The 2,325-nt window shown below is 54.8% G+C and carries 2 protein-coding genes; both read right to left on the bottom strand.

All coding sequences use genetic code 11. The features are described 5' to 3' along the window. Window positions 1-77 precede the first annotated feature (77 nt). Window positions 78-1,310 carry a TIGR03087 family PEP-CTERM/XrtA system glycosyltransferase gene (locus tag MWC30_RS21495; RefSeq protein ID WP_244086252.1) on the bottom strand — a complete coding sequence of 411 codons (1,233 nt, stop codon included), beginning with the start codon at window positions 1,308-1,310 and terminating at the stop codon, window positions 78-80. 16 nt (window positions 1,311-1,326) lie between these two features. Beyond that, window positions 1,327-2,304, bottom strand: coding sequence for a FemAB family XrtA/PEP-CTERM system-associated protein (locus tag MWC30_RS21500; RefSeq protein ID WP_306423209.1), 978 nt, complete (start codon window positions 2,302-2,304; stop codon window positions 1,327-1,329). Between the last annotated feature and the right edge of the window lie 21 nt (window positions 2,305-2,325).

A 2,325-nucleotide genomic window follows, 5' to 3' on the forward strand; every position in this document is an offset into this window, starting at 1 on the left:
TGAGTGAGACACGAGGAGTATCGTCGGCAGCGTCAGATGGGTATAAGAGACGGGGGGGGGAGGGGCATGAGAGCATTTTAGCTTCGCCCGCCTCTATGGGCTGAGAGTGTGGAAAGCATGTCGTCCAGGAGGGACAGATTTCGCGGCCATGAAAAGTGTTCCTCCACAAAGAGGCGAGCCTGCCTGCCCAATTCCGCCGCACGCGCTTTGTTGCCAAGAAGGTCTACTACTGCATCCGCAAAGGATGGAGCATCGCCGGCCTCGATGACATGTTCACCGGGGTGGGCATCGATGCCCTCCAATGCCTCGGGTGTGCAGACCACCGCCTTCGCCATGGCCATCGCCTCCAGCACTTTATTCTGAATGCCTCTGGCGATGCGAAGCGGTGCGACGCATAGGTCTGCTGGAGCCAGATAGTCTCGGACGTCCTTCACATAGCCGGTGACTTTTACGCCTGGATTCTTTCCGGCGAGTTTTCTTAGGGATGCTGCCGGATTTCTGCCCACGACGTAGAAGGTTACCTTTGGAAAGATTGTCTGAATCCTTGGAAGTACGTTGTGCGAGAACCACTCTACCCCTTCTACGTTAGGCCAGTAATCCATTGCGCCTGTAAAGACCAGGGTCGGGCTGCTTGTCTTGAGGGACGAACGCAATGATGGTGAAAAGTATTCGAGGTCCACTCCGTTGTTCATCGTTTGTGCATGCGGTACCGTAATATGTTGCGTAAAGAGGGCTTTTTCAGCTTCACTCACCAGTAGCAGTCGTTCGAACTCGCCGGCAATCCGCTCTTCGTAGCGCAGCAGGGCTTTTGCCTCGAGCCTATAGATGATTTGCATGGGGCCGGTGGCTCGTTCCGCATATTGCCTCCATTTACAGGAGTCGACGTCCATCAGGTCCATGATCCGGCAGGACCTCTTTAACTTGCCGTTGTTGTGCCGGGAGCGAAACAGATACTCGGCGGTCGGGGAGGAGGAGCAGAAAACCAGGTCCATGTCCACCGTATCCAGCAAATTGTCGATCCATGCCTGCAGTTTTCTTGAATAGAAGTAGGCGGCAGAGATGGGTTTATATTGCAGGAGCGCCAGGCTGCTGAGCAGCCTTTTTACCGCCGGGTGAATCACGTCGAGGCTCAACTGATTGACCAGCGACGATAGAGATTGCACATGCTGAAGGTCGTTGGAATCGTCAATGAGGGTGGCAAGGTATACCGCATGACGTAACGCCAGGTGACGAAGGATGTGGTAGGAGCGGATCTTGTCGCCCTTGTTGGGGGGATAAGGCATCCGGTGAGCGATAAAGAGAATGTTCATGAGAGCTGGATTCTACTCATGCCGGGATGCGCTTCCTGATGAACGGACCCACAAGCCTGGTGGCGGAGACGGGCAGCTTTTTCCACAGTTGGATGAATCTGTTGAAATTCTCTGTATCCGAGGTTTGTGCGTTATATCTCTTGCCCACCAACGATGCATAATGCCAGTGAAGCGGATGCGGCTCGGCTCCCCATTGACGCTTGAAGTTGTAGGTTCCCTCATGGGGGGTGGATCTGCCGAAGTCGAAAAGGGAATAACCCTGGTTGCAACCGTATTCGAGCATCGACCAGTAGAGGAGCATATTCGGACTGTATCGGCTGTAGTCCTTAAGAGAAGATGCCCATGGATTTTCGAGAGTGTCTTTGAACCCGATGACGACGCTGGCTGCGATGGGCTTTTTCCCCTTATAGACGCAGTGGACGGTGGAGCCATGGGCAAACTCATCGAAGACTTTCTGTATGATCCGCCTGGAATGGACCGGCGACCCCAGGTCGCGCATATTGACGGCGAAGACTCCGTAAAAATCATCCAGCAGTTCGGCGCCGCCCACCACGTTTTGGAGGCCTTCCTTGAGGGGTTTCTTGATTTGACTTCGCAGCTTAGATTTGAAGGAGTCCATCAAGGCTTCTGCAGTGCTGGGCAGCGGGAGTGTCATGCGGACCTTGTGCCTGCGGGTCGAATGCACTGCAGTTGTTGGGGGTTGATCGTCGAACCAGGAAAGAGGCTGCGTATGGCGGACCTCGATGTGCGCAGCGCCAACCCGGTGGCCGATGGCCAGGGCTTCGCCCAGGAGCGCTTGCTCAACCTTTTCGGTGTCGGCCAGGATTCCAGCAAAATCGAAGAAGGGCAGGGAGACGAGGCTGTTGCCGAAGAGCGGGCTTTTGAGATGGGCGCATTCCCCGTTTTTTACGAACTGTAAGAAGAAGTGGCCTCTCGATGAGCACCACCGTCCAGTTCTTTGCTGGCAAGATCTGGTTCGCTGATACCGTACAATTAGTGCTGGATAACAGGGAGA

It is taken from the genome of Desulforhabdus sp. TSK, from assembly GCF_022836495.1.
Taxonomy (GTDB): Bacteria; Desulfobacterota; Syntrophobacteria; order Syntrophobacterales; family Syntrophobacteraceae; genus Desulforhabdus.

Excerpts from the sequence above, each read along its gene's own strand:
- MWC30_RS21495 (WP_244086252.1), bottom strand. The coding sequence starts at position 1,310 with ATGAACATTCTCTTTATCGCTCACCGGATGCCTTATCCCCCCAACAAG.